A 21,125-nucleotide genomic window follows, 5' to 3' on the forward strand; every position below is an offset into this window, starting at 1 on the left:
TGTTCTTCTTAGCGCAGGAGGTTTTCCAGGGTGCGGCGGTAGATGTTCTTCAGCGGATCGATGAAGCGCACTTCGATGTGCTCGTCGATCTTGTGGATGCTGGCATTCGGGGGGCCAAATTCTATCACCTGGGGGCAGATCTGGGCGATGAAGCGCCCGTCGGAGGTGCCGCCGGTGGTGGACAGTTCGGTGTCGACGCCCGTTTCATCCTTGATCGCATGGCACAGCGCGTCGGACAGCGTGCCGCGCGTGGTCAGGAAGGGCAGGCCGGACAGCACCCAGTCCAGCTGGTAGTCCAGGCCGTGCTTGTCGAGGATGGCGTGTACGCGCTCGCGCAGGTTTTCGTGCGTGGACGCGGTCGAGAAGCGGAAGTTGAAGTCGATATGCATATCGCCCGGAATCACATTGTTCGCGCCCGTGCCGGCCTTGATGTTCGACATCTGCCAGGAGGTCGGCAGGTAGTACTCATTGCCGTGGTCCCAGACTTCCGCCACCAGGTCGGCCAGCGCAGGCGCGGCCAGGTGGATCGGGTTCTTCGCCAGTTGCGGGTAGGCGATGTGGCCTTGCACACCCTTGATGGTCAGGCTGCCGGACAGCGAACCACGGCGGCCGTTCTTGATCACATCGCCCAGGGTTTTGTCGGAGGTCGGCTCGCCGACGATGCAGTAGTCGATGCTCTCGTTGCGAGCCTTCAGCTTCTCCACCACCTTGATGGTGCCGTCCGTTGCTGGGCCCTCTTCATCGGAGGTGATGAGGAAGGCGATTGAGCCTTTGTGGCCAGGGTTCGCTGCCAGGAATTCCTCGCAAGCGACCACCATGGCGGCGATAGACGTCTTCATGTCGGCAGCGCCGCGGCCATACAGCTTGCCGTCGCGGTGGGTCGGGTAGAAGGGCTCGGACGACCATTTCTCAACCGGGCCGGTCGGCACCACGTCGGTATGGCCGGCGAATACCAGCACCGGGCTCTCGGTACCTTTGCGCGCCCACAGGTTGGTCACTTCGCCGGATACGATGGTCTCGCATTTAAAGCCGATCGGCTCAAGCCACGATTTCAAATGATCCTGGCAGCCCTTATCGTCCGGCGTGACCGACTCGCGGCCCAGCAGCTTTTCGGTCAGGTCGAGGGTGCGGGAAGCGCTCATGCTGCGAAGATTTCCTGGTACATGGCGTCATTGAAGCCGACGTGGGCTTTCGCACCGGCGCCGACCAGCACCGGGCGCTTGATCACGGACGGATTTTCCAGCATCAGCGCAAGCGCGGCATCGGCATTGGTGACAACGGCCTTGCGCTCGTCGGGCAGGGCGCGCCAGGTGGTGCCTTTCTTATTGACCAGCACTTCCCAGTCCAGGGTTTTCAGCCAGGTGCGCACGGTGGCTTCGTCCAGGCCTTGCTTCTTGAAGTCGTGGAAGGTGAAGTCGTGCTGCGCGCCAGCCAGCCACACGCGGGCTTTCTTGACGGTGTCGCAGTTCGGGATGCCGTAGAGAGTAATCATTCGAGTTTGTTGTGCGGGGGCCGCCCGGCGGGCGAAGGACGACATTATATCCCGCCGCGCATGGCGCAAGGCTGCTCGCAGGGGCTTGGTTAACTTAACTTTTACTAGTAACAATTGTGTGGTTGTTAAGCAACATTATTAATCGCTCAATTGACGTTTATGTATCACTGGTGGTCTGATGGTCGCCACATCCTCATGGAGATCATCAGAATGAAACACAAGGTTTTACCCCTCGCAGTAAACCTGGCCATGGCTACTTTGGCCCTCGCGCCCGCAGCACAAGCGCAATCCACCTCCGGACCGGAAGCATCGCAACCGATCCAGCGCGTGGAAATCACCGGCTCGAACATTCGCCGTACCGACAAGGAAACCCCAAGCCCGGTGCAGGTACTGACCGCGCAAGACCTGAAAAACTCCGGCTACACCTCGGTGTCGGACGTGCTGCGTAATGTCACGGCCAACGGCCAGGGTACGCTGTCGCAGTCCTTCAGCGGCGCCTTCGCCGGCGGCGCAACGGGCATCTCGCTGCGCGGCCTGTCGGTCGGCGCAACCCTGGTGCTGATCGACGGCCACCGCATGGCGCCTTATGCGCTGTCGGACGATGGCCAGCGCAGCTTCGTCGACATTAGCCAGATCCCGTTTGAAGCCATCGAGCGTATCGAAATCCTTAAGGACGGCGCCTCGTCGGTGTACGGCTCCGACGCCGTAGCCGGCGTGGTCAACGTGATCCTGAAAAAGAGCGTCGTCGGCGGCAGCATTTCGGCCGAAGGCGGCGAGTCTTCCCACCGCGATGGCAAGACTGTTCACGTATCCGGCATCTACGGCTGGGGCGACCTGGGGACGGAAGGCCATAACACCTACCTGGCAGTCGAGTACCGCAAGCAGAAGAAAATCCTGGTGACCGATCGCCTGGGCAAAGACTTCACCCGCACCGACTGGACCGCGCTGGGCGGCCGTGACCGCAGCCGCGGCGTGCCTACGCCTTCCAACGGCGGCTTGCCTGGTTCGACCACTGGCTATTTCATTGACCCGGACACCTTTGAAATCTCCGGCTTCCTGCCAGGCTGTAACCAGACGATGCTGGACGCCAAGCAGTGCGCCTACCACGACGAAGACCTGGAACTGCAGCCGGAAACCAGGAACATCAACCTGATCGCTTCCCACATCCAGAACTTGGGCAGCGGCTGGCAATTGAACCTGAAGGGTTCCGTGTTCCAGTCCGACGCGGAGCAGTTGGGCCGTTATGCCACCTCCGGCGCCAACGGCGGCGGCCTGACGGCGCTGCAATATGGCCCGAAATATCCAAACCCGGTCTCCACACCGCTGGCCGGCCCGCTGCAACTGACTGTGCCAGCCAGCTATCCGGGCAATCCGACCGGCCTGCCGCAGCTGCTGCAATATAACTTCCCTGAGCTGGGCGGCGGCCGCACCGAACTGAAGGCGCGCACCCTGCGCTTTGTGGGCGACCTGACCGGTACGATCGGCAGCTGGGATGTGACCGCGTCCGTGGGCTGGAGCCGCAGCCGCGTCAAGCAGGCTATCGACGGCAACTTCAACCTGGCGAACCTGCAGGCTGCGTTCAACGATCCGACCCACCCATACCTGGTGGGCCAGGCTGCATCGGGCAATGCCGCGACCCTGCGCCAGTTCATCGCGCCGACCGCACATACCGAAGCGACCAGCACCCTGGAATATATGAGCCTGCGCGGTTCGCGTGAGCTGATGGACCTGGCCGGCGGCCCGCTGTCTCTGGGACTGGGCGCGGAATATGTCCGCCGCAAGCTCGACGCCGTGGCGCCTGATGCGGTGGAATCCGGCGAGCAGATTGGTAACAATGCCTGGGCAATCGGCAAGCAAAGCATCGGCGCGACCTATGCCGAGCTGGTGGCTCCGGTCATGAAGAACCTGGAACTGGACGCGTCGGTGCGGTTTGACCGCGTGATGGGCCTGGCCAAGGCGACCACGCCGAAAGTCGGCTTCAAGTACGTGCCGCTGAAAGAAATGACACTGCGCGGTACTTACACCAAGGGCTTCCGCGCCCCGAACCCGGCCGAAACCGGCAATACCGGCGCCTTCTTCGGCGCCAACGGTGTGCCTGACCCGATTCTGTGCCCGAACGATGGTCCGGATCCAACCGTCATTCCAGGCAACTACCCGCTGCAATGCTCGGTGGGCCTGGGCGGCGCTCAGCAGCCTGGCAAGAACCTGAAGCCGGAGAAATCGCAGTCCTATACCCTGGGCATGATCATCGAGCCAAGCAAGATGTTCAATATGTCGGCGGACTACTACCACATCAAGATGACGAACCAGATCATCAGCGCCATCAGCGATCCTAATTACGATCCGATGCCGTTCGTGGTGCGTGGTACGCCAGTGGCGCAGCCGTTCATCCTGCCGGATGGTACTCAGGGCACCAACACCCCGTCGGTGGGTAATATGCTGTTCGCACCGTATCCTTACGAGAATGCGTCGGCCACCACCACGCGCGGCCTGGATATCGATATGCGCTTCCGCTTCAATGTGGAAGGCGTCGGCAAGTTCACTGCGGAGCTGATCGAGTCGCATATGTTCAGCTACAAGCAGGCCATCACTGGCGGCCCGACTGTGGAACTGGCAGGCACCCACGGTCCTTCCGGCGTGTCGGGCGATACGGGTAATCCGAAAGACCGCGCGCAACTGATCCTCGGCTTCGACAACGGCCCGTTGAATGTGACCGGCACGACGAACTGGATTTCCGGTTACGACGTGATCGACCCATCCAGCGCATCGGCACTGACCTGTAAGTCTGCTATCGCCAACGGCAGTGGCGCATTCGCCAACCCACCGGCCGAGTTCTGCCGCGTGAAGCACTTCACCACGTTCGACCTGAACGTGAACTACAAGCTGAGCGACAAATGGACGGTGCACGGTTCGATCCTGAACCTGTTCAACAAGCAGCCGCCGCTGGACTTCCAGACCTACGGCAGCGCAGCGTCGACCTTCTACAACCCAGCCCTGCACCAATCGGGCGCAGTTGGCCGCTTCTTCAACATCGGGGCCAACTACAAGTTCTAATTCATAGGGCTTGACCACAGCATGCGCCGCTTGCCAGCAATGGCAGGCGGCGCATTTTTTATGGAGCGCAGAAGGCGGGGATGTAGATATCGTTGAATTCGGGCGGGAGGCGCTTTGGGCGGCCGGTAGAGAGTTCGATGCAGACCAGCTCCCAGCGCGCACGCAGCACGGTGGCGTTGTCGCTTTGCCGCACTAGCTGGAAGCAGCGCTGCATCGATAGCGGGCTGTCGCCCGGCAGCAGCCAGGTGCCAAGCTGTAGCGCCTCGCCTTTATTGGTCGCGAAGATGTAATCGAACTCGCTGCGGCGGATCGCCATGCCGCGGTCCAGGCGCTTGTAGTCGGCCAGGGTCAGGCCAAGCGCGTTGGAATGCGCCCAGCCGGCTTCTTCGCACCAGCGCACGTAGACGGCGTTATTGGTGTGGTCCATACCATCAATATCGACCGCTGCCGGCGATACCTGCAGGATAAATGGATTGGCGCGGTCCCAGTGCTGCGCGGATAAAATCAACGGCTCTTGAGGATGGAGCCGAGAACGCCGCGGATGATTTCGCGGCCGACTTGCGAGCCGATGCTGCGGGCGGCGGACTTGACCATCGCTTGCACGGCGGAGTCGCGCTTGCTGCTCCCGCTGCCGAATATGCCGCCCAACACGTCGCCGAAAATGGAGCCACCGCTGTCTGCTGGCGCTGGAGCCGGGGCAGGCGCTGGCGCCGGGGTACGGCCCATTGGTGCGCTGTCGGCTGGCGCTGAGGCACGGCCGCCGCTAGCATTGGCTACACGTCCCGTCAGTTTTTCGTAGGCCGATTCGCGGTCCACTTCTTTTTCATACACGCCAGCGACAACGGAATTGTCGCGCGCGGCCTGGCGTTCGGCTGGCGTGATCGGACCCAGTTGCGATGCCGGCGGCAGCACGAAAGCGCGCTGCACGATCTGCGGCGTGCCCTTCTCGTCGAGGAAGGACACCAGCGCTTCGCCCACGCCAAGTTCCGTGATCACCTGCGCGACGTCGATGGCGGGATTCGGGCGGAAAGTTTCGGCCGCCGATTTAACGGCTTTCTGGTCGCGCGGCGTGTAAGCGCGCAGGGCGTGCTGTACACGGTTGCCCAACTGGCCCAGCACGGTTTCCGGAATGTCGAGCGGGTTCTGGGTAATGAAGTAGACGCCAACGCCTTTGGAGCGGATCAGGCGCACCACCTGTTCAATCTTTTGCAGCAGCGCTTTCGGCGCTTCGGCAAACAGCAGGTGGGCTTCGTCGAAGAAGAAGACCAGCTTAGGCTTATCGAGGTCGCCCACTTCCGGCAGGTTTTCGAACAGTTCGGACAGCATCCACAGCAGGAACACGGCGTAGATGCGCGGCGCGTTCATCAGCTTGTCGGCGGCGAGGATATTGACTACGCCCTTGCCCGCAGCATCGGTTTGCAGCAGGTCGTCGATATTGAGCATAGGCTCGCCGAAGAATTCGTCGCCGCCTTGTTCTTCAATCGTCAGCAGGCCGCGCTGGATAGCGCCGATGCTGGCGGCGCTCACGTTGCCGTAGCTGGTCTTGTAGTCGGCGGCATTGTCGCCCACATGCTGCAGCATGGCGCGCAGGTCCTTGGTGTCGAGCAGCAGCAAGCCGTTATCGTCGGCGATCTTGAACACCAGTTGCAGCACGCCTTCCTGGGTGTCGTTCAGGTTCAGCATGCGGGCAAGCAGGGTAGGTCCCAGGTCCGAAATGGTGGCGCGTACCGGGTGGCCCTGTTCGCCGAACACGTCCCAGAAAGTGACGGGGCAGCCGGCCCACTGCGGGGTTTCCAGTTTCAGCGCTTCCAGGCGCTTGGCCATCTTCTCGCCCAGCACGCCCGGTTTCGCCATGCCGGACAGGTCGCCCTTGATGTCGGCCATGAAGACCGGCACGCCGATGTCGGACAAGGACTGCGCCATGCGCTGCAACGTGACCGTCTTGCCGGTGCCGGTGGCGCCGGTAATGCAACCGTGACGGTTCACCAGGTTGGACAGCAGGTCGAGGGAAAGGGATTCGCTTTTTGCGATGGGCAGGGCAATGCTCATGTGGGCGGAATTTCTTGTTGATATGAAATTCCGATCATACCATCAGCACCAGCGAGATCGATTCCGAGTTGCTAGCAGGGCGAGGCCAAGCAGCATAAGCGCGGCGGTTGCTGGTTCAGGAACTGTCGTCAGGCGGTAGTTCGTGCCGGAGCCGGAAGTGAGGGTCGTGCCTTGCGGCGCAATGATTTCAAGGGTCACCGTATCGCCGAAATGGGCGAAGCCGCCGAAACTGCCGCTGACCTGCAAGAGGGCGTCAAGCGAAAGCTGGGTTCCATATTCGAGCTCGAAAGTCCCGGTCAGCCCGCCGCCTTGCGCAGCGCTCGGCTGGGCCAGCGGGAGCCCGCCAAAATAGTCGGCCACCAGCGCAACCTGGTTGCCGTCCACGTTCAGAGAAATCGACATGCTGGCCGTGGTGCCAATGGTCGCCTCGCCAACGCCGCCCATCGTTCCGTCCGTATGGAGGATAAAGGTCACCATCTGCGGACCGGTGAGGCCGCCCAGCGTGATCCAATCATTAAACTGGGCCAAAGAGTTGCCGGAGCTGAAGGTATAGGGGGAGCTGGTATAGGAACTGTCCACGCTCGCTTTCAGAGTGCCGTAACTGGCCTGGGACGATGCGCCACCGTATAAGTTGCTGAAGGAAAGGGCGCTGCCACTCAGGGATGTGGAGCTAACGATCGTGGGAGGAAGGCAGTTGGGGCCGCAGGAGACGTAGTTAATGGTGGACAGCAGCGAAGCCTTGGCGAACGGTCCACTCAGCAGCAAGATGGCTAGCAGAAACAGTCGTAGCAAGGATTTCATTTGCTTCCCCTCCGTGGATTGCTGATGTGGAGGGAATGCAAGAAATGCGCCCAAACAACTAAGTCCCTAGTATTCAGTGACTTATGGTTGTGGGCGCGTCGCTTCCGCGATGCAACTGTAAAGATTTACGACAGTGCGGCTCAGGAGTTCAGGGTGAACTCGGTGAAGGAGGCGTCGGTCGGCGATTTCAGCTCTTCTTCCTCGACTGGAGGAGGCGCTTCCATACCGTGGTTCAGCAGCCACAGAAGGTTGGTCGCCGAGTCGGCGTTGGCCAGCGCTTCGTCTTTCGTGATCGCGCCATCCATCACGAGCTTGTACAGCGCCTGTTCGAAGGACTGCGAGCCTGGCGAGAGCGATTTTTCCAGCGCTTCCTTGATCTGGCCGATTTCGCCTTTTTCGATCAGGTCGGAGATGTAGCGCGTGTTGACCATGATTTCCACCGCAGGCGTACGGGTGCCGCCGCCGGCCGAACGGATCAGGCGCTGCGACACGATGGCCTTGATGGTCGAGGACAAATCCTGCAGCAGTGCCGGGCGGTTCTCGATCGGGTAGAAGGAAATAATACGATTCAGCGCGTTGTACGAGTTATTCGCGTGCAGGGTCGCCAGCACCAGGTGGCCGGACTGCGCGTAGGCCATTGCCGAAGCCATGGTTTCGCGGTCGCGGATCTCGCCGATCAGGATGCAGTCCGGTGCCTGGCGCATGGAGTTGCGCAGCGCGGTGTAGAAGTCTTTGGCATCGCTGCCGATTTCACGCTGGTTGACGATCGATTTCTTATTGCGGAACAGGTATTCGATCGGGTCTTCCAGGGTCAGGATGTGGCCCGAGCGCAGTTCGTTGCGGTGGTCCAGCATCGAGGCAATGGTGGTCGACTTGCCGGAGCCGGTGGCGCCGACCAGCAGCACCAGGCCGCGTTTTTCCATGATCAGGTCGGCCAGCACCGGCGGCAGTCCGAGTTCGCCCAGCGGCGGGATGCTGGCCGGGACGAAACGGAAGACGGCGGAAATGCTGCCGCGCTGGCGGAAGGCTGACAAACGGAAGCGGCCAAGGTTGGCCACGGAGATACCCATGTTCAGCTCATTGGTGTCGTCCAGCTCCGTCATCTGCTCCGGAGAGCAGACTTCGGCCAGCAGGGCGCGCAGGTTGTCGGGCTCGAGCTTTTGCTGGTTGATGGGGATCAGGATGCCGTTGATTTTCAAGTGCACCGGCGAGCCTACGGCGAAAAACATGTCCGAGGCGTTTTTTTCCTTCATCAGCTGGAACAGGCGGTCCATTGCCATTTTTTGGGTATCTCCTCTTTTTTGAACCCGTTACGGCGGTTTAAACGCCGCGCAGCAGTTCGTTAATGCCTGTTTTAGCGCGAGTCTGTGCATCCACTCGCTTCACGATTACGGCGCAGTACAAGCTGTATTTGCCGTCAGCCGACGGCAGCGAACCCGAAACGACCACCGAGCCAGCCGGTACGCGGCCATAGAATACCTCGCCAGTGGTGCGGTCGTAAATCTTAGTGGACTGGCCGATGTACACGCCCATCGAAATTACGGAGTTTTCTTCGACGATCACGCCTTCCACGATCTCGGAACGGGCGCCGATGAAGCAGTTGTCTTCGATGATGGTCGGATTGGCTTGCATTGGTTCCAGGACGCCGCCGATGCCCACGCCGCCGGACAGGTGGACGTTCTTGCCGATCTGTGCGCAGGAACCCACGGTAGCCCAGGTGTCGACCATCGCGCCTTCGTCAACGTAGGCGCCGATGTTTACGTAGGAAGGCATCAGCACCACGTTTTTGCCGATGAAGGAGCCGCGGCGCGCCACAGCTGGCGGCACCACGCGGAAGCCGCCTTTGGCGAAATCTTCGGCGGAGTAGTTGGCGAACTTGGTCGGAACCTTGTCGTAGAACTGCATGGTGCCGTCGGAAGGCATGACCACGTTGTTCTCCAGGCGGAAGGACAGCAGCACGGCCTTCTTGACCCACTGGTTGACGATCCAGGCGCCGTTTTCTTTCTGGGCTACGCGCAGCGAGCCGTTGTCCAGGCCGGCCAGCACGTGGTTGACGGCATCGCGCACTTCAGCGGTGGCGTTGGACGGGTTGATCTCGGCGCGGTTGTCCCACGCGGTTTCGATGATTTGCTGGATGCTCATTTTTACTGGCTTTTCAGTTGATGACAGAATTGGACGATTCGGCGCGCCGCTTCAAGGCCTTCCTCGGTTCCGGCAACCAGCGCCATACGGATGCGGTTGCGGCCCGGGTTGATGCCGTGGGCGTCGCGCGCCAGGTAGCTACCCGGCAGCACGGTGACATTGTACTCGGCGTGCAGGCGGCGGGCGAATTCAGTATCGGACAGGCCGGTGCGGGTCACGTCGGCCCACAGGTAGAAGCCGGCGTCCGGCATTTGCACGTCCATCACCTCCTGGATAAGGGGCGTGATGGCGGCGAACTTGGCGCGGTATTGCGCGCGGTTTTCCTCGACATGGGTTTCGTCGTTCCAGGCGGCGACAGAGGCGGCCTGCACGTGCGGGCCCATGGCGCTGCCGTGGTAGGTGCGGTACAGCAGGAATTTCTTCAGCACTTGCGCATCGCCGGCCACGAAACCGGAGCGCATGCCCGGTACGTTGGAGCGCTTGGACAGGCTGGAAAACACCACCAGGCGGGCATACGGCTCGCCAACCTTGGTCAGGCCCAGGATATTGGCGGCCTGCATGGCGCCCAGCGGCGCTTCGTCGCCGTGGTAGATCTCCGAATAGCACTCGTCGGCGGCGATGATGAAGTTGTATCGCTCGGACAGGGCGAACAGGTGTTCCCAGTCGGTCAGCGTGAGCACGGCGCCGGTCGGGTTGCCCGGCGAGCAGATATACAGCAGGCGCACGCGCTGCCAGACTTCTTCCGGCACGCTGTCGTAATCCGGCGCGAAATTGCGGGCCGGGTCGGAGTTCACGAAATACGGCTCGGCGCCGGCCAGGAAAGCCGCGCCTTCATAGATCTGGTAGAACGGGTTGGGGCACATCACCAGCGCGCCGGTGTCAGGCACGATCACGGTCTGCGCCAGCGCAAACAGGGCTTCACGCGAGCCGTTCACCGGCAGCACTTGGGTGGCGCGGTCCAGCGTCGGCAGGTCGTAGCGGCGCTCCAGCCAGGAGGCGATCGCGTCGCGCAGTGCTTCGCTGCCGGCGGTCACCGGGTAGCTGGCCAGGCCGTCGAGGTTGTCGACCAGGGCCTGGCGGATGAAGGCCGGGGTAGGGTGTTTCGGTTCGCCCATGCCAAGGCTGATTGGCTTGAAAGCGGGATTGGGAGTGCTGCCGGCGAACAGCTGGCGCAGTTTTTCAAACGGGTAGGGCTGCAGCTTGTCGAGATGTGGATTCATGGCGAATGCGGCTGGTTGAGCTATTGATTATATAGCGAGGCGCGCAACAGTGTCGGTGCTGCCATTATGACAATGGCCTGTGAACGGGCTATGATCAGCCAATGGACGCCTCGCTGCCAGAACCGGAGCTTCCCGTACGCGATGCCGCCGTGACGCGGCGCGTGGGGCAGTTGCGCCTTGGCGTAGGATTGGCGCAAGGCGTTGTGTTGTATTTTTTGTATCATGCGCTGCAATCAGGCAGCTGGCCGTCCGGCCACCCGGGGCTGCAAATCCCGCTGGTCATGTGCGCGATCGTGTTGCCGGCATTGCTGATATCCAGCCTGGGCCACCTTGACCGTCGCCAGCTGCTGCTTTGGCTGGGCGTCGCCGCGCTGGCGCTGGCCGCCGTATGCCTGCATGACGCCTGGCGCAATGCGCTCGATACGGCGCCGCTCAAACGTCCCTCGTTCCTGCTCTTCCCCTTCAGCGCGGGCTTTTTCTTTGTCGCCCACAGCCTGGTGCTGGCCGGCGCGCAGGACGGCCGCCGCATTGCGCACTACGCCACCTGTTTTGAAAGCGCCTGGAAGCTGGCTATACAACTGCTGTTTTCCGCCATGTTCGTGGCCGGCGTCTGGCTGGTCATGTGGCTGGGCGATGCCTTGTTCGATTTGCTCAAGCTGCATTTCCTGGGCGAGCTGCTGGTGAAATCATGGTTTTCGGTGCCGCTGGTGTGCGTGGCGTTTTCCAGCGCCATGCATACCACCGACGTGCGGCCCGCGATTGTGCGCGGCATCCGCAGCCTGCTGCTGGTGCTGATGGCGTGGATTCTGCCGATCGCCGTGCTGATGGTGGGCGGCTTCCTGGCCGCGTTGCCGTTCACCGGACTTGATCCGCTGTGGCAAACACGCCACGCCACCGCCGTGCTGCTGGCCAGTTGCGCAGTGCTCGTGGTGCTGGTCAATGCGGCTTTCCAGGCCGGCGATGCGGCGGCCGGGCTGGCGCTCAGCGTGCGTTTTGCGGCGCGGCTGGCGTGCTTCCTCCTGCTGCCGCTGGTCGCGCTGGGCGTGCATGCGCTTGGTTTGCGCGTTGGGGATTACGGCTGGACCACTGAGCGCGTGCTGGGCGCGGCTTGCCTGCTGGTTGCCGCGGTTTATGCGGGCGGGTATGCGCTGGCGGCCGCGCGCCGCGGCACGCCATGGCTCGATGGCTTGCGTAATGTGAACCTGGCGGCAGCCTTCCTGACGCTGGCCGTGTCGTTTGCCCTGTTCTCTCCAATTGCCGATCCGGCGCGCATTGCGGTGGGCGACCAAGTGGCGCGGCTTGAGCGCGGCGTGACGCAGGCGGCGCAATTCGATTACGCTTTCCTGCGCTTCCATGGGGCACGCTATGGCATGGAGGCGTTGCAGTCGCTGGCTGCGCGCGGCGCCGGCGCGCAGGCGGGGCTGGTGCGTACGCGCGCCACCGCCGCCTTGAACCAGCGCTACGAGGACCCGGGAACGGTGGGCGCTGCTTCGGCCGCCGACATTGCCGCGAACCTGAGTGTATGGCCGAAAGGCGCGCAATTGCCCGCCAGTTTCCTTGGCCAGGATTGGGCGGCTGCGCGCTTGCCGGCCATGACGCCGGGATGCCTGCGCCGCGCCGGCAGCAAATGCGATGCTTTCGTGCTTGATGCGGATGGCGATGGACGGCAGGATATCTTGCTCGTCGGGGCGACCCGGGGCGATGGCGCCGCGCTGCTGGAAGAACGCGACGGCCCCTGGCGGGTGATCGCCAGGCCGCCGGTGCAGCTGGCCGGCTGCAGCGCCGTGCTGGATCGCTTGCGGGCCGGCGAATTCTCCCTCGCCCCGCAGCGCCTGCGCGACATCGAGGCCGGCGGCCAGCGCCTGACACTGACACCTGCCGATGTCACTGCGCTCGATTGCACACCAGGCGCATCGCCAGCTTCGTCATCGGCGGGGCGCTAATTGCTGTTGACGCCCTGGCTTTCCAGCAGCGACTTCATGCGGCGCCAGTGCGATCCCCGCCAGAACACGCCGTGGCAGCAGTCGCACGTCAGGAATTCATCTTGCGTGGCGCGCACAGATGGCGGCAGCTTCTCCGCTACCTCGTCCTTCAGTACGGACCGCAGCGGCGCATTGCAAGCGAGGCATAGCGTGAATGGCCGCGCGCTGGCCGCAAGGTCCAGGCGCTGGAACATTTCTGCAAACTGCTGCGCAGGCTTCAAAGCCCGCACGTAGCAGCCATGGGTTATACCGCGCCGCTTCAAGAGGTCGCGATCGCGGGTGAGGGCGATGCGTCCTTCGTCGGCCGACAGCGCGGCCACAGTGGGATCATCGATCTGGTTGTCGTACAGCGTATCAAAACCCGCCATGCGCAGCAGCCGCGCCAGGCCGCCAAGATGAGCGTCCGCCACAAAGCGCGTTATGCGCAGCGGTTCGGCGCGCACATGCAACAGCGGCCGTACGTCGAAAGTCTCGAATTTGGGATAGACTGCCACGCGGTCCCCATCGCAAAGCAGGCGCTCGAAACCCGACGATTCGCCGTTGACCAGGATGAGTTCAACCTCGGTATGCGGCACGCCGAGCGCCTCGATCATGTGCTTGGTGGTGGCCGCTTGCGCGCACGGTACCGTGAATTCCATCTTGCGCCGCGCGCGCGGCAGGAAGTCGTTCAGTTCTTCGTAGAAACGGAAAGTGGCGCTGACCATACTGGAGATTACCATGCAAAAAATCACCCCGTGCCTGTGGTTCGATCATCAAGCCGAAGAAGCTGCCCGCTATTACACCGGCATCTTCAAGGACAGCAGGATCACCGAAACCAGTTACTACACGGATGCAGGCAAGGAAACCCACGGCCAGGCCGAGGGGAAAGTGCTGACCGTTGCTTTCGATTTGAACGGCCAGCCATTCAGCGCCCTGAATGGCGGCCCGAATTTCAAATTCAACGAAGCGTTGTCGCTGCAAGTGCCTTGCGACACGCAGGAAGAAATCGACTATTTTTGGGACAAGCTGGGTAGCGGCGGCGATCCGGCAGCCCAGATGTGCGGCTGGCTGAAGGACAAATATGGCCTGAGCTGGCAAATCTTCCCACGCGAGATGATGGACATGCTGCTGGACCCGGACCGCGAAAAAGCCGGCCGCGCCATGACGGCCATGATGGGGATGAAGAAAATGGACCTGGCGGCGCTGCGCAAGGCCTACAAGGGCTAGGCCGGCCGCAGCGGGCACTCCGCTATCTGCGCGTTGATGCGCCGTGCCAGTTCGCCGCGTAAGGCACGCAAGCCGTCGATGCGGCGGTCGACTTCGGCCAGCTTGGCCTGCAGCGCCGCGCGCACGGCTGCTGCGCTGTCGGAGGCGGGCGCCGTCAGCAGAGGCAAGTCCGCCTCGATCTCCTGCAAGGTAAAGCCCAGCGCCTGCGCGGTGCGGATATAGCGCAGCCAGTCCGCCGCTTCTTCCGGATATTCGCGGTAGCCGTTTGTGCCGCGGCGCGCTTGCAGCAAGCCGCGCTTCTCGTAGTAGCGCAAGGTGTCGCGGCTGATGCCCGTGACCTCCGCCAGTTCGCCGATCTGCATACCGCCTCTCCCAAAAGTGCTTGACCCTGGAGTGTACTCCAAGGTTTAAGCTGCGCAGCATGAAAACTCCAAACATCCAGAAACTGGTGCGCGCCAGCGCCGCCTACGACCTGCTGCTCACAGCACCTTTCGCCACCCCATGGACCTTCGCCATCGCGCACGGCCACCTCTCCGCGTTCAACCAGGTGCTGGGCGGTGCAGCGCTACCAAGCTTCGGCACCATGCATCTGCTGTTCGCCTGCCTGATGGGCAGTATTGTGCTGGTGTGGTCCTGGCTGCGCCTGCGCGACCCGCAGCCGCAGTTCGCCACCTACGATGGCGCGGCGCGCTTCCTTTTCAGCACCTGGTTCGCGTGGGCGCTTGCCGGCGGCGGGTTGCCGCTCGTGTGGCTGTTCATCGTCCCCGAATTCGCTTGGGGAGTCGCGCAGTGGTATGCTGTTCCTCCGATGAGCAGAAAGGGAGAGTGATATGCAAGCGCAACCTTTGATTGCTGTCAGCAACGTCGAAGCGACCAGCCGCTGGTACCAGAAAACCCTGGGCCTGAAGAGCGGACATGGCGGCAACGAATATGAACAATTACTGCATGACGGACGCATGGTGCTGCAACTGCACCGCTGGGACGCCCATCACCATCCCCACATCGGCAATCCCGAACAGCGCCCATATGGCAATGGCGCGCTGCTATGGTTCTGGACTGATGATTTCGACGACGCCGTGGACCGTGCCGCGGCGGCCGGGGCCACCGTGCTGGAAGGGCCGAAGGAAAACAGCAACGCCCAGCACCGCGAGCTGTGGCTGCGCGATCCGGAAGGCTATGTCGTCGTGCTGGCGGGGCCGTACGGCGACGTTGGCATGTGAACCTGGAGATTTATGAGAGTAAGGCTGTGGGCGCCGGCAATGCTGCTGGCCGTGGTGGGGACGTGTTCCGCGCAAGAGGCATGGCGCGGCATTTGGGAGGGAACGATCGGGCAGATGCCAGTGCGCGTCTGCCTCGATGGCAAGGGTGGCGAGGATTCGCGCTACTACTACCTTAAATATGGCAAGGACATCCTCCTGCATCAACCGGAGGGCGAGGAGGGCAGCTGGCTGGAAGGCGAGGAGTCTGCCGATAAGCCGAACGGAAAATGGCAGCTGGCTGCGGAAGGCGCCGATGCGCTGCGCGGCACTTGGCATAGCGCCAGCGCCAGTAAGCATCTGCCGATCGCGCTTAAGCGGACGGCGCTCCAGCTGGAGGGGGCTCCCAGCGTCTGTGAAGCGGAGTATTTCTTCAAGCCGGTGGCCGATGCCCAGAAGCTTGTGTCTGGCCCGTTGCAGGCTTTCGGCCGGCATCGCTACCAAAAACTTTCAACGCGCATCCAGAAGCGCGGCGACAATCAATTCGAGCCGGAAGCTGTGGTGCTGCGCGACGTTGGCGCCAACGGTGCGGCGGTGAACCGTGAATTGCTGCAGCGCTTGCGTAAGCGACTGGCGCAGAGCCATGACGCCCGCATGAACGGCCTGTCGGAATCAACTGAAGAAGTGGTGTGGCTGTCGGATCGCTGGCTGTCGCTGCGAGAAACAGAATGGCCGAAAGGGCACGGCGTTTCCAGCATCAGCGTGTGGTTTGAGACCTGGGACCTGTCGACCGGCGCCAAGGTCGATCTGTGGCGCTGGTTCAATGCGCGCGCAGGTACATGGCAGGAGGGGGTGTTCGCGCCGTCGAAGGCATTGACCAGAGTGATCGGCCGTTTCGACGACAACGGCGGCGATCCGGACTGCAAGGATCAGCGTAAGTCGTGGGGTGGTCCGCGCCTGGCGCCTGGGGGCATTGAATTCGAGGCTGGTTTCGGGCCGTGCATGGATGTCTCGGTTGCATCCTTCAAGACTTTGCAGCCTTTCCTCAACGAAGAAGGACTGCGACAAGCGGCCGCCCTGCAGCGCGAGGCGGTCAAGCCTTAGCCGGCTTTACGACAGCCAGGTGGCGCGCGCAACGCGCAGCATATTGCGGCCCAGGACTTGTTCGATTTCGTTGGGCGCCATTCCCAGCTTGCGCAGTTCCAGCGGCAGCGATTTCCAGGCGCCAGGCGGCACGTAAGCCGGCGGACGGCCGGCGCGGTAGCCGGCCGACTCGGGCCACCACTTCGAAGGATCGAAATCGCCCGGCGGCGTATCGTCCAGGTCCTTCTGGCTGACACAGATATCGAGGCCGATGCCGACATGGGCCGTGCCCACCAGCTCCGCCACATAGGCGACATTACGCGCTACGTCAGCCGCAGTCGGCTGCTCGGCGCCAAGGAACCAGGATAGGCCCGAGATGCAGACGACGCCGCCGGTCGCGGCGCAGGCCTGGATCTGTTCATCGGTCACATTGCGGCCATGCGGCAGCTGCCCGAAGGGATTGGCGTGGCTGAACACCACCGGCTTGCTCGACGCGGCCATGATCTCCAGGCTGCACAGGCGGCCCGTATGCGAGCAGTCGACGATGATGCCGGCATCATTCACCGCCTGCAGCACTTTATGGCCCAGCGGCGTGAGGCCGCGTGCGGTATCGTGGCAGCCGTCGGCCACGCTGTTGTTGCGGTTGTAAGCGAAATGCATTTGGCGCACGCCCAGCTGCGCATAAACAGCGGCCATTTCCGGCTGGTCCATCAGCGGCATGGAGCCCTCCAGGTCAAACCCGATGGCCAGCACGCCATCGGCGGCGGCCTGGATCACTTCATCGGCGCCCGACACCAGGCGGTAGCGATCCGGGTTCGCGGCGATCGTGGCGCGGAAGCCGGCGATCACGGACATCACCTGCGGCACAGGATTCATGTCCATGCCCACGTTGACCGAGACGTAATTTACGCCAGCGGCCTGCAGCTGTTTAAGAGGGGAGAAATCCGCTTGCGGATGCAGGGGCAGGCAGAAGTGGGCGTCCCAATTGATCATTCTTCAAGTGCTGTTGGTAGATTGATAGCAACCGTATAGTCGCATGAAATCCGGCGCAAGGTATACTGCCGGCTTATCCAATCGAAGCCATCCATGACATTTTCCAGCCTGGGCCTCGCGCCCGCCCTGCTCAACGCCGTCACCGAGACCGGCTACAGCACGCCAACCGCCATCCAGACGGCCGCTATTCCGCCTGCTTTGCGCGGCGTCGACGTTCTCGGACAGGCGCAAACCGGTTCCGGCAAGACCGCCGCATTCGCACTGCCGCTGTTGAACGCCTTGCTGGCTGCAGGCCGGCCGGCAAGCGGCACGCGCAAGCTGTATGCCCTGGTGCTGGCGCCGACGCGCGAGCTGGCGGCCCAGGTGGGCGAAACGCTGCGCGGCTTCGCCTCGCACCTGCCGGTGCCGGTCAAGGTATCGGTCGCCTTTGGCGGCGTATCGATCAACCCGCAGATGATGGCGCTGCGAGGCGGCACCGACATCATGGTCGCCACCCCGGGCCGGCTGCTGGACCTGGTGGAACACAACGCCCTGAAGCTGGACGAAGCCTCGGTGCTGGTGTTGGACGAAGCGGACAAGTTGCTGGACATGGGCTTTGCCGACGAAATCGCACGCATCATGGCGCAGTTGCCTGCGCGCCGCCAGAACCTGTTTTTTTCCGCCACCTTCCCGGCTGCGGTACAGGCGCTGGCCGGCAAGCTGCTGCACGAACCGGTACGCGTGGCCATGCAGGACATTGAAGAGCAGGCGCCAGACATCACCCAACGCGCCATTGAAGTCGACCAGTCGCAGCGCACCTCGCTGCTGCGCATCCTGATGAAGGAAGAAAAATGGCGCCAGGTGCTGGTATTCGTCGCCACCAAATACGCCTCCGAACACGTGGCCGACAAATTGCGGCGCGGCGGCGTAGCGGCGGAAGCATTCCACGGTGATTTCAGCCAGGGCGCCCGCACATCGGTGCTGAACGACTTCCGCGAAGGCAAACTGAAAGTGCTGGTCGCGACCGACGTCGCGGCGCGCGGCATCGACATCGCACAACTGCCGGTCGTGGTCAATTACGACCTCCCGCGCTCACCAGCCGACTATACCCACCGCATAGGCCGCACCGGCCGCGCCGGAGCCTCCGGCCTGGCCGTCACATTTATCACCCCCGACGCCGAGCAGCACTTCCGCCTGATCGAAAAGCGCCAGAACGTACGCGTAGAACGCGAACGCCTCCCCGGCTTCGAACCCACGTCAGCGCCCCAAGTACTGCCCCCCGGCGCCAACGACGGCACCGGCGGCATCAAGGGCAAGCGCAAGAGCAAGAAAGACAAGCTACGCGAAGCCGCCGCCAAAGCCGCCGCCGAATAACAGCCGAGCCCGTGTCACACCTTGGGGTCACACCCGAAGCGTGACACGAGGTCAGCCGTAGGACGCTTGAGCCCGTGTCACACTCGGGGTGTGACCCCATGGTGTGACACGGACTGGGCAATAGTGGGCTATGGGGTGCTGGCGAGCTTGATGCGGCGGCGGAGGCGGGCGGCTTCGCCTTCGTCGCCGGCTTGTTCGGCGCGTTTCAGCTGGACGTTCAGCCAGGCCAGCACGGCGCGGCGCCAGCCTTGCGAGGAGGCGGTGTTGATGGCCATCGTCATCACTTCCGGTGTGGCGCGGTTGGCGCGCAGCAGGGCGCCGGCGGCGACCATGCGCGATAGTGGGTCTTTGATGGCGGATGCTGCTGCGGCGGCGCCGGTGTCGCTGGACGCTGCGGCCACGGGGCGTTGCGCTTCGGGCAGTAGCGCGGCATCGGCTGGCGTGGCGCTGCCTGCCAGGTAGCGGGCATAAGCCTGGTCGGCGGCGCTGGCATCCGGCGCCAGTGCGGTGAAGCCGGCGCAGTCTTCGAACACCAGCGATGCCACTTGCACGGCGCAGCGCAGCAGTTCAACGCGGATGGCGTATTCCGGCAGGCCGGTGCTGCCAACCTGGTTGCGCGCGAGGGCGAATTCGCGTTCGGCGATGGCGCTCTTGCCTTCCATGTAGGCGGAGCTGGCGCGTTCGGTGGCGCTGGCGGCATTGACCTGCCAGTCCGGCACGCGCGGGCCGCTGCCGCAGGCGCTTAGGAGTGCGGCGATGAGCGCGAGTCTGATTGTATTCATGGCAGTTTGATCTCCGGCTTGTCGCTGCCCTTGAACGGCCATTTGCGGTTCAATTCATTGATCATTTGTTCGACCTTGCGCAGGTTGGCGTCGACTTCCGAGCGCAGCGCACTGAGGTCCTCGGTTGCGGCGCGCGTGTTGGCGCCGACGGCTTGCGCTTCCACCAGCACGGCATCGAGCTTTTTCAGCGTGGTGCGGGCGTCGGTCAACAGGGCGTTCAGCTGCTGCACGGCGGCCTGGGCATCGTTGGCCAGGCCTTTGTCGCCGAACACGCGCTTGTCGGCATTGCCAATCAGGCTGTCGGCTTTGATGACAAGCGAGTTGGCGTTGCGCAGCAGTTCGCGCGCTTTCTGGTCTTCGCCGGCGATCACGCCCAGCGCGCCGCCGGGACCATTCAGCTTTTCGGTGACGCCTTGGACATTGCGCAAGCTGCTGCCAAGGGCGGAATCGTCGGCCGTCAGCGCGGCCAGGTTGTTCAGCAAGTCCTTGGCCGATTGCAGCAGGCGTGGGATTTCGGCAGCCGTGTCGCCTACCAGCAGGGCGCGTTCGGAATCCGGCGCCAGCGGCGGGTCGGAGGGGATGCCGGTGAAGGCGCGCAGCTTGGCGCCGCCGACCAGGCCTTTTTCCAGTGTGAAGACGCTGCTGGTGCGCAGCCAGTGCGCGTCCTTGCTTGGCACGTCGACCAGGATGCGCGCCTTGCCTTCCTGCGATAGCTCAATGCGCTGCACGCGCCCGACCGGGAAGCCGGCAAAGGTCACGTCCATGCCGACGGCCACGCCTTCGGAATCGTCTGCGGTGAGCACCAGCCTTTGCGTGGCTTCGAAGGCGCCGCGCGCATACATCAGGTAGAAAACGGCGCCTAATATGAGCGCCGCCAGCAGCACCAGGAGGGCCACGGCCTTGGCTTCGGCGTTATGGATTGACGCCGGTTCGGGAGGATTAGTCGTGTCGCTCATATCGTCAATAATAATTACCCATCAGGGAGGCCGCTTCCACCATAAGGATCACGGAAAACATGCGCACCATGTCGGCCAGGCCGTGCGCTGCGCCGATGCGCCGCATGAGCGTGCCGGGGACGCTGCCGTAATAAGAAGATGCCAGCGGGATCACGGCCACCGCCAGGCTGAAAAACACCACTTTCAGCGTCAGGATCAGGCACACGGCCGGATTGAAGATCTGACCCACCACGCGCGTGTAGCCGGGCAGCGCCCATGGCGTGAAGCCGTACATCACCAGGTAGGTGAGCACCAGGGTCACCAGGCAGCTGACCGCTGCCAGCATCCACACCGCAAACACACCGGCTGCGGCGCGCGGATAGAACTGCGTGCGCAGCGCGGCGCGCGCCTCAGGCGCGTTGCCGGCCAGCCTTTGCTGCGTAAATTCGACGCCGGCAGGCAGGGTTGTCCGCAGAGCGACGAAGAGGGCGGCCGTCAGCGGCACCAGTTCCAGCACCAGTACGCGCACCACCATTTCCAGCGCATAGCGCGACAGGCCGTAGCTGGCCGAGGTGACCACCACGATGCGGATGATGATCAGGCTGATCAGGGCGCACAGCACGGAGAACCAGACCAGGTTGCCCGTGGTGGCGATGACGATTTGTTCGGACAGCATGCGCCGGTTATCGCGCCGGTAGCTGGATGGCGCCAGGGCGCGCGTCAACAACAGGGCGGCGAATTGCAGCAGCTGCCACCAGCTGTTAAGCCATGCGATTGCGGAGCGGTGGGCGTTCATTTTGGCATACTAGCATTAAGGATGGCCTATGGTGTATCGTA

At 62.9% G+C, this 21,125-nt stretch carries 21 protein-coding genes; 7 read left to right on the plus strand and 14 right to left on the minus strand.

The window, feature by feature from the left end:
• Nucleotides 1–8 precede the first annotated feature (8 nt).
• Both dapE and AC1RTP_RS03300 read right to left on the minus strand, forming a co-directional pair.
• On the minus strand, nt 9–1,142 hold the full coding sequence (dapE, locus tag AC1RTP_RS03295) for a succinyl-diaminopimelate desuccinylase (RefSeq protein ID WP_498604698.1): 1,134 nt from the start codon (nt 1,140–1,142) through the stop codon (nt 9–11).
• Nucleotides 1,139–1,492 carry an ArsC family reductase gene (locus AC1RTP_RS03300; protein ID WP_498604700.1) on the minus strand — a complete coding sequence of 118 codons (354 nt, stop codon included), beginning with the start codon at nt 1,490–1,492 and terminating at the stop codon, nt 1,139–1,141. Before AC1RTP_RS03300 ends, dapE begins: the two co-directional genes overlap by 4 nt.
• 210 nt (nt 1,493–1,702) lie before the next feature.
• Between AC1RTP_RS03300 and AC1RTP_RS03305 the strand changes: the two genes are divergently transcribed.
• Entirely contained in the window at nt 1,703–4,546 is a 2,844-nt protein-coding gene (locus tag AC1RTP_RS03305) for a TonB-dependent receptor (RefSeq protein ID WP_498604702.1), read from the plus strand.
• 58 nt (nt 4,547–4,604) lie between these two features.
• Here AC1RTP_RS03305 and AC1RTP_RS03310 read toward each other — a convergent pair whose 3' ends face one another.
• The 6 genes from AC1RTP_RS03310 to dapC form a co-directional block, all read right to left on the minus strand.
• Nucleotides 4,605–5,054 carry an acyl-CoA thioesterase gene (locus AC1RTP_RS03310; protein ID WP_498604703.1) on the minus strand — a complete coding sequence of 150 codons (450 nt, stop codon included), beginning with the start codon at nt 5,052–5,054 and terminating at the stop codon, nt 4,605–4,607.
• Nucleotides 5,051–6,595 (minus strand): helicase HerA-like C-terminal domain-containing protein, encoded by a 1,545-nt coding sequence (locus AC1RTP_RS03315; RefSeq protein WP_498604704.1) that lies wholly within the window; start codon nt 6,593–6,595, stop codon nt 5,051–5,053. Before AC1RTP_RS03315 ends, AC1RTP_RS03310 begins: the two co-directional genes overlap by 4 nt.
• Before the next feature lie 42 nt (nt 6,596–6,637).
• Nucleotides 6,638–7,396: a PEP-CTERM sorting domain-containing protein gene (locus AC1RTP_RS03320; protein ID WP_498604706.1), complete on the minus strand. Its 759-nt coding sequence runs from the start codon at nt 7,394–7,396 to the stop codon at nt 6,638–6,640.
• A 140-nt stretch (nt 7,397–7,536) separates the two neighbouring features.
• Nucleotides 7,537–8,676, minus strand: coding sequence for a PilT/PilU family type 4a pilus ATPase (locus AC1RTP_RS03325; protein WP_498604708.1), 1,140 nt, complete (start codon nt 8,674–8,676; stop codon nt 7,537–7,539).
• A 40-nt stretch (nt 8,677–8,716) separates the two neighbouring features.
• Nucleotides 8,717–9,538 carry a 2,3,4,5-tetrahydropyridine-2,6-dicarboxylate N-succinyltransferase gene (gene dapD, locus AC1RTP_RS03330; protein ID WP_155454268.1) on the minus strand — a complete coding sequence of 274 codons (822 nt, stop codon included), beginning with the start codon at nt 9,536–9,538 and terminating at the stop codon, nt 8,717–8,719.
• A gap of 2 nt (nt 9,539–9,540) precedes the next feature.
• A complete protein-coding gene (dapC, locus tag AC1RTP_RS03335) occupies nt 9,541–10,758 on the minus strand; it encodes a succinyldiaminopimelate transaminase (RefSeq protein WP_498604710.1) in 1,218 nt (405 codons plus the stop codon).
• A 101-nt stretch (nt 10,759–10,859) separates the two neighbouring features.
• Between dapC and AC1RTP_RS03340 the strand changes: the two genes are divergently transcribed.
• On the plus strand, nt 10,860–12,701 hold the full coding sequence (locus tag AC1RTP_RS03340) for a DUF4153 domain-containing protein (protein ID WP_498604712.1): 1,842 nt from the start codon (nt 10,860–10,862) through the stop codon (nt 12,699–12,701).
• Here the strand turns inward: AC1RTP_RS03340 and AC1RTP_RS03345 are convergent.
• On the minus strand, nt 12,698–13,444 hold the full coding sequence (locus AC1RTP_RS03345; RefSeq protein WP_498604901.1) for a Mut7-C RNAse domain-containing protein: 747 nt from the start codon (nt 13,442–13,444) through the stop codon (nt 12,698–12,700). The genes AC1RTP_RS03340 and AC1RTP_RS03345 overlap by 4 nt on opposite strands.
• A gap of 13 nt (nt 13,445–13,457) precedes the next feature.
• On the opposite strand from AC1RTP_RS03345, the gene AC1RTP_RS03350 reads away from it, so the two are divergent.
• Nucleotides 13,458–13,946: a VOC family protein gene (locus AC1RTP_RS03350; RefSeq protein ID WP_498604713.1), complete on the plus strand. Its 489-nt coding sequence runs from the start codon at nt 13,458–13,460 to the stop codon at nt 13,944–13,946.
• On the opposite strand, the gene AC1RTP_RS03355 is transcribed toward AC1RTP_RS03350, so the two are convergent.
• Nucleotides 13,943–14,308: a MerR family transcriptional regulator gene (locus AC1RTP_RS03355; protein WP_498604715.1), complete on the minus strand. Its 366-nt coding sequence runs from the start codon at nt 14,306–14,308 to the stop codon at nt 13,943–13,945. The genes AC1RTP_RS03350 and AC1RTP_RS03355 overlap by 4 nt on opposite strands.
• Nucleotides 14,309–14,367: 59 nt before the next feature.
• Here AC1RTP_RS03355 and AC1RTP_RS03360 point away from each other — a divergent pair, with 59 nt between their 5' ends.
• From AC1RTP_RS03360 to AC1RTP_RS03370, 3 genes are read left to right on the plus strand one after another with little or no spacing between them, the layout of a single operon-like run.
• On the plus strand, nt 14,368–14,775 hold the full coding sequence (locus tag AC1RTP_RS03360) for a hypothetical protein (protein ID WP_498604717.1): 408 nt from the start codon (nt 14,368–14,370) through the stop codon (nt 14,773–14,775).
• A gap of 1 nt (nt 14,776) precedes the next feature.
• Nucleotides 14,777–15,166 (plus strand): VOC family protein, encoded by a 390-nt coding sequence (locus tag AC1RTP_RS03365; protein ID WP_498604718.1) that lies wholly within the window; start codon nt 14,777–14,779, stop codon nt 15,164–15,166.
• A 12-nt stretch (nt 15,167–15,178) separates the two neighbouring features.
• Entirely contained in the window at nt 15,179–16,246 is a 1,068-nt protein-coding gene (locus AC1RTP_RS03370) for a hypothetical protein (RefSeq protein WP_498604720.1), read from the plus strand.
• Nucleotides 16,247–16,252: 6 nt separating this feature from the next.
• On the opposite strand, the gene AC1RTP_RS03375 is transcribed toward AC1RTP_RS03370, so the two are convergent.
• Nucleotides 16,253–17,218 (minus strand): dipeptidase, encoded by a 966-nt coding sequence (locus tag AC1RTP_RS03375; protein WP_498604722.1) that lies wholly within the window; start codon nt 17,216–17,218, stop codon nt 16,253–16,255.
• Nucleotides 17,219–17,311: 93 nt separating this feature from the next.
• Between AC1RTP_RS03375 and AC1RTP_RS03380 the strand changes: the two genes are divergently transcribed.
• Nucleotides 17,312–18,571 (plus strand): DEAD/DEAH box helicase, encoded by a 1,260-nt coding sequence (locus AC1RTP_RS03380; protein ID WP_498604724.1) that lies wholly within the window; start codon nt 17,312–17,314, stop codon nt 18,569–18,571.
• A gap of 128 nt (nt 18,572–18,699) precedes the next feature.
• Here the strand turns inward: AC1RTP_RS03380 and AC1RTP_RS03385 are convergent, their stop codons facing one another.
• Genes AC1RTP_RS03385 through AC1RTP_RS03395 form a run of 3 tightly spaced genes read right to left on the minus strand, consistent with a single transcriptional unit; the run spans nt 18,700 to nt 21,084 of the window.
• A complete protein-coding gene (locus tag AC1RTP_RS03385; protein ID WP_498604726.1) occupies nt 18,700–19,353 on the minus strand; it encodes a hypothetical protein in 654 nt (217 codons plus the stop codon).
• On the minus strand, nt 19,350–20,309 hold the full coding sequence (locus AC1RTP_RS03390) for an MlaD family protein (protein ID WP_498604728.1): 960 nt from the start codon (nt 20,307–20,309) through the stop codon (nt 19,350–19,352). Before AC1RTP_RS03390 ends, AC1RTP_RS03385 begins: the two co-directional genes overlap by 4 nt.
• Before the next feature lie 4 nt (nt 20,310–20,313).
• Nucleotides 20,314–21,084: an ABC transporter permease gene (locus AC1RTP_RS03395; RefSeq protein WP_498604730.1), complete on the minus strand. Its 771-nt coding sequence runs from the start codon at nt 21,082–21,084 to the stop codon at nt 20,314–20,316.
• Between the last annotated feature and the right edge of the window lie 41 nt (nt 21,085–21,125).

Source organism: Pseudoduganella sp. GW821-FHT11H04 (genome assembly GCF_058807935.1).

Excerpts from the sequence above, each read along its gene's own strand:
- dapE (WP_498604698.1), bottom strand. The coding sequence starts at position 1,142 with ATGAGCGCTTCCCGCACCCTCGACCTGACCGAAAAGCTGCTGGGCCGC.
- AC1RTP_RS03300 (WP_498604700.1), bottom strand. The coding sequence starts at position 1,492 with ATGATTACTCTCTACGGCATCCCGAACTGCGACACCGTCAAGAAAGCC.
- AC1RTP_RS03305 (WP_498604702.1), top strand. The coding sequence starts at position 1,703 with ATGAAACACAAGGTTTTACCCCTCGCAGTAAACCTGGCCATGGCTACT.
- AC1RTP_RS03315 (WP_498604704.1), bottom strand. The coding sequence starts at position 6,595 with ATGAGCATTGCCCTGCCCATCGCAAAAAGCGAATCCCTTTCCCTCGAC.
- AC1RTP_RS03320 (WP_498604706.1), bottom strand. The coding sequence starts at position 7,396 with ATGAAATCCTTGCTACGACTGTTTCTGCTAGCCATCTTGCTGCTGAGT.
- AC1RTP_RS03325 (WP_498604708.1), bottom strand. The coding sequence starts at position 8,676 with ATGGCAATGGACCGCCTGTTCCAGCTGATGAAGGAAAAAAACGCCTCG.
- dapD (WP_155454268.1), bottom strand. The coding sequence starts at position 9,538 with ATGAGCATCCAGCAAATCATCGAAACCGCGTGGGACAACCGCGCCGAG.
- dapC (WP_498604710.1), bottom strand. The coding sequence starts at position 10,758 with ATGAATCCACATCTCGACAAGCTGCAGCCCTACCCGTTTGAAAAACTG.
- AC1RTP_RS03340 (WP_498604712.1), top strand. The coding sequence starts at position 10,860 with ATGGACGCCTCGCTGCCAGAACCGGAGCTTCCCGTACGCGATGCCGCC.
- AC1RTP_RS03345 (WP_498604901.1), bottom strand. The coding sequence starts at position 13,444 with ATGGTCAGCGCCACTTTCCGTTTCTACGAAGAACTGAACGACTTCCTG.
- AC1RTP_RS03350 (WP_498604713.1), top strand. The coding sequence starts at position 13,458 with ATGCAAAAAATCACCCCGTGCCTGTGGTTCGATCATCAAGCCGAAGAA.
- AC1RTP_RS03355 (WP_498604715.1), bottom strand. The coding sequence starts at position 14,308 with ATGCAGATCGGCGAACTGGCGGAGGTCACGGGCATCAGCCGCGACACC.
- AC1RTP_RS03360 (WP_498604717.1), top strand. The coding sequence starts at position 14,368 with ATGAAAACTCCAAACATCCAGAAACTGGTGCGCGCCAGCGCCGCCTAC.
- AC1RTP_RS03365 (WP_498604718.1), top strand. The coding sequence starts at position 14,777 with ATGCAAGCGCAACCTTTGATTGCTGTCAGCAACGTCGAAGCGACCAGC.
- AC1RTP_RS03370 (WP_498604720.1), top strand. The coding sequence starts at position 15,179 with ATGAGAGTAAGGCTGTGGGCGCCGGCAATGCTGCTGGCCGTGGTGGGG.
- AC1RTP_RS03375 (WP_498604722.1), bottom strand. The coding sequence starts at position 17,218 with ATGATCAATTGGGACGCCCACTTCTGCCTGCCCCTGCATCCGCAAGCG.
- AC1RTP_RS03380 (WP_498604724.1), top strand. The coding sequence starts at position 17,312 with ATGACATTTTCCAGCCTGGGCCTCGCGCCCGCCCTGCTCAACGCCGTC.
- AC1RTP_RS03385 (WP_498604726.1), bottom strand. The coding sequence starts at position 19,353 with ATGAATACAATCAGACTCGCGCTCATCGCCGCACTCCTAAGCGCCTGC.
- AC1RTP_RS03390 (WP_498604728.1), bottom strand. The coding sequence starts at position 20,309 with ATGAGCGACACGACTAATCCTCCCGAACCGGCGTCAATCCATAACGCC.
- AC1RTP_RS03395 (WP_498604730.1), bottom strand. The coding sequence starts at position 21,084 with ATGAACGCCCACCGCTCCGCAATCGCATGGCTTAACAGCTGGTGGCAG.